The following is a 6,693-nucleotide window of genomic DNA, read 5'->3' as shown; positions in this document are numbered from 1 at the left end:
CGACACTGCCGAATTCGGCCAGCATCCCATCGCCCATCAGCTTGAAGATATGGCCGTGGTGGCGAGCGATTTCGGGTTCGAACAGTTCTTTGCGTCCGGCACGAAGGCGCTCGAATGTACCGGCCTCGTCGCGCTCCATCAGAGACGAATAGCCCACTACATCTGCGGCTAAAATCGCGGAAAGCTTGCGATCCATTGTCGGCCTCGCCCCAGCGGATCATAGTATTGGTTGTTCTGAAAGGAAACCGACCTCACCAGCAAATCCCTTCTTCCGCACGTTTGATGGACCGCTGATACGGCGAGGTGTAACCAATGTCGTAGTCTACCACATTCGAGACATTAGTGCTTGCCTACCGGAATGGCTCGTTTGGGTCAGGGCTTGCCGTTTGAGCCGGCCGCCGGAACGGGCAACTAGCGCCAGAAGAGGCCGTCTATGGGTTCGCCGCCAAATGGGGGCTTTGGGGTCAAAAGTTCGCGTTCGCGACAGGCCGGATCGCGCCCCATGTCGGCCGTTAAAGTTAGATGTGCCACCGCCTTACAGCGGACATTACCGGCGACCGCGCTTGAGGGCGTAGTTGCGCCAATTGCCGACCTTCCTGGCGCTTCTCCAGAGCCGCCGTTCGCGCTACGCCTTGGCTCGACCCGTTGCTGACCCTCGCAAGCCGGCCATCAACGAGATGCAACGGCCCCGAAGCTGACATTGTTCCCCTTCCCAAGGGTCGCTCCCTTCACCAGGCTTCGCCTTCGGGCGATAGAAACGCGTTCAGCCGTTCCAGAACAAGATGCGGGGCTTCGAGCTGAGGCAAGTGGCCGACGCCGGGCAGCGGGATCAGCGCATGAAGCGTTTTGCCTCGCTCCAGCGGGACCCATGGATCGTCCTCGCCCCAGATTATTTTTGCCGGACACCGAATATCCCCGAACATCGGCTCGACCTCGGCGGTATATTTTTCATCGGCTTGCGCGAATTGCCGATAGAAGCTTCCTCGTCCCTCCTCGGAAAGCCACGGCTCGACAAGCTTCTCGAAATCTCCAGGGTCGATGTCGTTTACGATCGCCCCCTTGATGTAGGCCTCCACGAGCGCTCTATGGATATGCGGCGGCAGGCCCAGAAAGGCATCCACGTTGCGACCGACATGATCGAAGAACTCCGATCCCCAAGGGCGCATCGCGACGACATTCATCAGAACATACCGCTCGAAGTCGCAGCCATGCAGCAAATGCGCCCGTAGCGTCGTTGCTCCACCGAAATCATGGGCAACGACCATCGGCTGCTCGAGTTCCCAATGCGCAAGTATCTCGGCGAATACCTGACCTTGCACATCGAGCGACGTGCGCTTCTCCGCGGCTTTGTCGGATCGCCCGTATCCGGGCATATCGTACCAATGCACACGATACCGCCTTGCAAGCTCCGGAATAATCCGATGCCATGAGAACGAAGACCACGGCCAGCCGTGGGCCAGCACGAGGGCAGGCCCACGGCCAAGTCGACCCGTTGCAACAGCGCCCGCAGATGTTTCCACAGTCTCATCGAGTTTCCACGACATCGAATATTCTCCTCCGTTTTCGGGACAGCGCCGTTCGTACGAACTGGTTCATACAGTTCGAGACCGCTGGCTTCAAAACTCGGACGCTGCCCGCGCCAGCAGCGGATCAGACACCTGGGTCGCTCAACAACCGCTTCATGGCACTCCTTGCATGTTGGGCGAGCCAAACGGGCCCCCTATCCACCCGAATGAGCCGTACAGCCCGTTAGCAACTGAATTCCGGCAAACTGCATCCGGTCGCCTCGACAGCGCCACTTCCAGACCTTCGTCGTCACTGTCACAGAGGTCGCGTTCCGACGCTTGCGGACATCCCTGAGGCAAGACCGCGGGAAGGTCGTGAGCCCTTCTCGGACCTTCTCAGCTTGTGGTTAGGCCGTGGTATGTGCAGCCAACCATCCCAGGTTCCGGGTCACGCAGCGCGCTGCGTGCGGTTGACTAGTTGGTCGGATATGGTGGGCGAGTTTGACCGCCACGTCAGTGACGCCTGCGCGAGGCTGATAGAGATTGATCGTGAAAGCCGACATTCGCGGAAGTCGGCAGCGCTCGCCCCGCTCCACCGCGTGTGGGCGGGCAACGCGCTCGTCGCTCACAGAGTGCCTCGCGGTCAAACAAGTCGAGATTGCAGTTCTCCAAGATCCGTGAGATTCTTCAAAAAGCCGCACGAAAATAGCGTGCGGAAAACAAGGCGTCCCGACGTTTTCGGCGGGCATCCAAGCGCATCACAGGTCTGCCCCTGATTGTCGGTCGGGTTGCTAAATCCGCCAAGGGAGGACGACAATGACTGTACGGCCAGACCCGACTTTCCACGCGACTGCCAAGCTCGCAATGCAGGCGCCAGTCGAAAACTTTGCCTACGCTTTGATGTTGAGTGCCGACTTCTCTCAGCCTGATGGACTAGCAATAGTTGACGTAAACCCGAAGTCGAGGGACTACGGCAAGGTCGTCCATAGCGTGATCATGCCGAACAAGGGCGACGAGTTTCACCATTTTGGCTGGAACGCCTGCTCTTCGGCCCTTTCGCCGCTGAACGGCCACCCGTTTCTCGAGCGCCGCTTTCTGATCATTCCCGGTATGCGATCTTCGCGCATCTACGTCATAGACACCAAGGGCGGACCGACCAAGGCCAAGATCCACAAGATCATCGAGCCAGAGGAGGTGTTTGCCAAGACGGGCTATTCCAGGCCTCATACGATTCACTGCGGTCCGGAAGGAATTTATGTCTCGACGCTTGGGGGCGGTGGCCCTGACGGCACCGACGGACCTCCCGGCATCTTTGTCATGGATTGCCAGACGTTCGATGTCATCGGGCGCTACGAGATCGACCGCGGGCCGCAGGACAAGCAGTATGATTTCTGGTGGAACCTGCCGCGCGACTACATGGTGTCGAGCGAGTGGGCACTTCCGCCCCAGTTCGAAAACGGCATCGTCCCGGAAGACCTCCTGTCGAACAAATACGGACACCGGCTGCATTTCTGGAATTTGCGCGAACGCAGGAACGTGCAGACCATTGATCTGGGAGCCAATCACCAGATGGCACTGGAAGTCCGCCCCGCCCATGACCCAATAAAGGAATACGGTTTCATTGGAGTGGTCGTTGACACCACAAACCTCGAGGGATCGATCTGGACATGGTGGCGCGAGCGCGGCAAATTCCATTGCGAAAAGACGGCGACTATCCCGCCCGAGGCAACTGCGACAGATGACCTCCCCCCGCTTCTGCGGGGCTTCGAGGCGGTCCCGCCGCTGGTAACCGACATAGACCTGTCACTCGATGACCGCTTCCTCTACGTATCCTGCTGGGGCACCGGCGAGATGCGCCAATATGATGTGACCGATCCGATGAGGCCCAAGCTTGCAGGGTCCGTCCATATTGGCGGCATCACGCGCAAGACCAAGCATCCCGGCGGCGACTACAGGGGCGGACCGCAGATGGTCGAGATCAGCCGCGACGGCAAACGCGTTTACTGGACCAACTCCCTGTATTCTACCTGGGACGACCAGTTCTATCCCGATGGTATTCCGGCAGCCATGGTCAAGGCCGATGTCGGCGAGAACGGTGGGATCACCCTGGACAAGGACTTTTATGTCAAGTTTCCCAAGGGGTATCGCTCGCATCAGATTCGTCTGGAAGGCGGTGATTGCTCGACGGATTCTTTCTGCTATCCGTCGGTGTAACCGACGGCTCGGGTCAATGAAGCGATGAGCGAGTGGACGACGACCGGCCTCTGGCTGGCCGTCATCGCCAGCGGCATTTATCACGGCGTCAATCCCGGCATGGGCTGGCCGTTGGCCGTCTCGGCCGGACTGTTGAGCAGACGTGCCGGCGAATTGTTCCGGGCGCTCGGCCTTTTGGCCATGGGACACTTTGTGGCAATGATCGGTATCCTGCTGCCCTTCGGCGCGATGCTAACGCTGATTGTCTGGCAACGACAGATCCGCATCGCGGCAGGGTTGATCGTGATTGCAGCCGGGTTCTATCTCCTGATCAACCGGCGCCACCCGCGCGTTCTTGCCCGGATCCCACCGGCGCAACTGGCCTTGTGGTCCTTCGCGGCCGCCACCGCGCATGGCGCCGGGCTGATGCTGGTGCCGATTTATCTGGGCCTGTGCCAGGCCGGGGAACTTGATGTTGGACACCAGGCGGCTGCCACGCTCGTGACCGGTAATCTGATCACCGCCACTACCGTCTCCGTGGTCCATACGGCCGCCATGATTGTAAGCGGTGGCATTATCGCCATTGTCGTCTATCGATGGCTCGGACCCAAGTTCATCTCACAAAGCTGGTTCAATCTCGACATTGTGTGGGCCGTAAGCCTGATCCTGGTGGGGGGAATTGGGATCGCGAGTATCGGGTACGCTCGGTGAGTTGTACGCATTTGGCAAAGGAATTTTCGCTTTAGGCGAATGTCTCGAAAGGGTCAGGTGAGGACAAAGCCTGCGCCGAGCTGAATGTCCGCTCACTTACACTTCACACTGGAAGCCGCCAGCCAGCTTTCGGCGAAACTGATCGGAGCCCGGCAGGATTTGCCACCTCGCCTCCGAGTTTGGCCGCCGACAGAGTGCTCCGCCATGGACCGCAAGCTCGCCGCCATCCTTGCTGCTGACGTCGTCGGATATTCCACCATGATGGAGCGCGACGAGGCGGGTACGCATCAACGGGTGCGCGCCGGTCATAAGGAACCGTTCGAGCCGACAGTAACGCGTCATCATGGCACTATCTTCAAACTGATGGGCGACGGTCTGCTGGCGGAGTTTTCTTCTGTCGTCGAGGCGATGGAATGCGCAGTTTCGTTGCAACGTGGGCTGGCCGAGCGAAACGCCTCGTTGCCGAAAGACCAGCGCGTGGAAGTGCGCATCGGCGTCAATCTTGGCGAGGTGATTGTCGAGGGTGACGATCGGTTTGGCGAGGGCGTAAATATCGCGGCGCGACTAGAACAACTTGCTGAGCCTGGCGGTATCTGGGTGTCGGCGAAGGTCGCGCGCGAGGTTGAGAAGAAGCTGGCTTTCGGCTTTCAGTCGATGGGCCCGCGCAAGGTCAAGAACATCGCGGAGCCGGTTGAGGCATACCGTGTCACGACCGACGGCAAGGCCAAGCCCATGCGCACAAGCCGCAGCCGGTCGTGGCTGCCAGTCGTAGCGACCTTCCTAGTGCTGGTCTTAACAGTCACAGCGGTCCTGGCGTGGTGGCAGTTCTATGGAATAAAGCGCGAGATAGGCCATGGTGGCATCCCGACCGTGGCAGTTTTGCCATTCAAGAACATGAGCGGCGACACGACGCTAGATTATTTTAGCGACGGCATGACGGACAATTTGATCTCGATGCTGGCAGGCGTCACCGAACTCAAGGTACTCTCGCATAGTTCGAGCTTCGTCTATAAGGACAAGCCAACCGATGTCCGCCAGATCGGCCAAGAGTTGAACGTGGCCTACGTGATTGAGGGCAGTATCTGGAAAGAGACGGACCGGGTGCGGATCACTGCACAGCTGATCGACGCGCGCACAGGCGAAAATCTCTGGGCGGAAAAGTTCGATCGCTCTGGAAGCAATCCCCTTGTGATTCAGGACGAGGCGATCGAACGAATCATTGGCACGCTTGGTGGCCAGCGCGGAAAAATGTACGACATGGAGTACAAGAAGGTCTGGGAAAAGGACACACCGGATCTTGAAGAGTACGACTTCTTCCTTCGATCCAATTTCTTCTTTGGGCAGTTTACGCCCGAGAGCCTGGTAAAGGCGACGGACATAATTCTTGAGGGCTTGGCCAAATTTCCCGATTCGTCGCTGTTATCGTGCGGACTGGCCTGGGATCACGTCTTGGCGGCTGGCCTCGCTTTTGACGATAAGCCTGAAGAGCATTGGCGCATGGCGTCTGAACTGGAAGCAAGGATTCTTCCGCGGGCTAACCTCGGCCCCGACGCAAGAAAAAGCTGCTTGTGGTCATCCGTCTACGTCACTGCTTATCAGGGGAAATTTGATCTGTCTCTGCGCAGGGCCGACGAGGTGATCGCGCTTTCGCCCGGAGACGCGTTTCTCATCGGCGACCTTTCATCAGCAGCCCGCTTCAGCGGCCTGACTGACAAGGCGATTGAGCGAGCAGAATACGGGCTCAGGAACGATCCAAACTTCGCCGATTATTATCTGGTGATGAAGGCGAATGCCCTGACTGATATCGAAAAGTACGCCGAATCTGATGCCCTGATCACGAAGGCGTCAGACTTCCTGATCACTGTTCCGCTGCTACGTGCCATCAACGATGTCCATCTTGGAAAAACTGTCGCTGCACGCAGCGAAGTCCTCAAGGCGCTTGCCATGCAACCGTGGCTTAAGGCGACGCGGTGGCGCGATATGACGTTCCATATCAATCCTGCAGTGATTGATCGACAGGTGGCCGACCTGGTGGCCGCGGGAGTGCCAATGAAGTAGTTTCTATGCTGCCGGACCGCAATGCGCCTCATATCGTCATCCCGGGGGCAACCAACACCCTGAGAGCTGACTAGTGCCGGCAACAGTTCTGTCGGTCGAGGCCTGCTGAACAATGCCGCCGGGCAGCATGCACCTTATGCATCGCATGGCCATGAGATACGCCGCCTTCGGTTTCATGAGGCATACCGATACCCAAACATTGACAAGTCCAATTTCCAATAATAAG

Annotated in this window: 4 protein-coding genes and 1 pseudogene; 3 read left to right on the top strand and 2 right to left on the bottom strand. The window is 58.5% G+C overall.

All coding sequences use genetic code 11. The features are described 5' to 3' along the window. Positions 1 to 196 (bottom strand): annotated as a pseudogene (locus NKH57_RS27740) (adenylate/guanylate cyclase domain-containing protein); the annotation flags it as partial. Positions 197 to 728: 532 nt separating this feature from the next. Beyond that, positions 729 to 1,544, bottom strand: coding sequence for an alpha/beta fold hydrolase (locus NKH57_RS27735; RefSeq protein WP_352949161.1), 816 nt, complete (start codon positions 1,542 to 1,544; stop codon positions 729 to 731). Positions 1,545 to 2,321: 777 nt separating this feature from the next. Here NKH57_RS27735 and NKH57_RS27730 point away from each other — a divergent pair. The 3 genes from NKH57_RS27730 to NKH57_RS27720 all read left to right on the top strand — a co-directional run bounded on the left by NKH57_RS27730 (position 2,322) and on the right by NKH57_RS27720 (position 6,467). Continuing rightward, entirely contained in the window at positions 2,322 to 3,719 is a 1,398-nt protein-coding gene (locus NKH57_RS27730) for a selenium-binding protein SBP56-related protein (RefSeq protein WP_352949159.1), read from the top strand. A 24-nt stretch (positions 3,720 to 3,743) separates the two neighbouring features. After that, positions 3,744 to 4,409, top strand: coding sequence for a hypothetical protein (locus NKH57_RS27725; RefSeq protein ID WP_352949157.1), 666 nt, complete (start codon positions 3,744 to 3,746; stop codon positions 4,407 to 4,409). Between the two features lie 204 nt (positions 4,410 to 4,613). Then, positions 4,614 to 6,467 carry an adenylate/guanylate cyclase domain-containing protein gene (locus NKH57_RS27720; RefSeq protein WP_352949155.1) on the top strand — a complete coding sequence of 618 codons (1,854 nt, stop codon included), beginning with the start codon at positions 4,614 to 4,616 and terminating at the stop codon, positions 6,465 to 6,467. Positions 6,468 to 6,693 lie beyond the last annotated feature (226 nt).

Origin of the sequence: Mesorhizobium sp. M1050 (assembly GCF_040318715.1) — a bacterium.
In the GTDB taxonomy this organism is placed as follows: Bacteria; Pseudomonadota; Alphaproteobacteria; order Rhizobiales; family Rhizobiaceae; genus Mesorhizobium.
Note: the sequence above shows the minus strand (reverse complement) of the source record. Positions and strands in the feature narration are given on the sequence as shown.

Excerpts from the sequence above, each read along its gene's own strand:
- NKH57_RS27735 (WP_352949161.1), bottom strand. The coding sequence starts at position 1,544 with ATGTCGTGGAAACTCGATGAGACTGTGGAAACATCTGCGGGCGCTGTT.
- NKH57_RS27730 (WP_352949159.1), top strand. The coding sequence starts at position 2,322 with ATGACTGTACGGCCAGACCCGACTTTCCACGCGACTGCCAAGCTCGCA.
- NKH57_RS27725 (WP_352949157.1), top strand. The coding sequence starts at position 3,744 with ATGAGCGAGTGGACGACGACCGGCCTCTGGCTGGCCGTCATCGCCAGC.
- NKH57_RS27720 (WP_352949155.1), top strand. The coding sequence starts at position 4,614 with ATGGACCGCAAGCTCGCCGCCATCCTTGCTGCTGACGTCGTCGGATAT.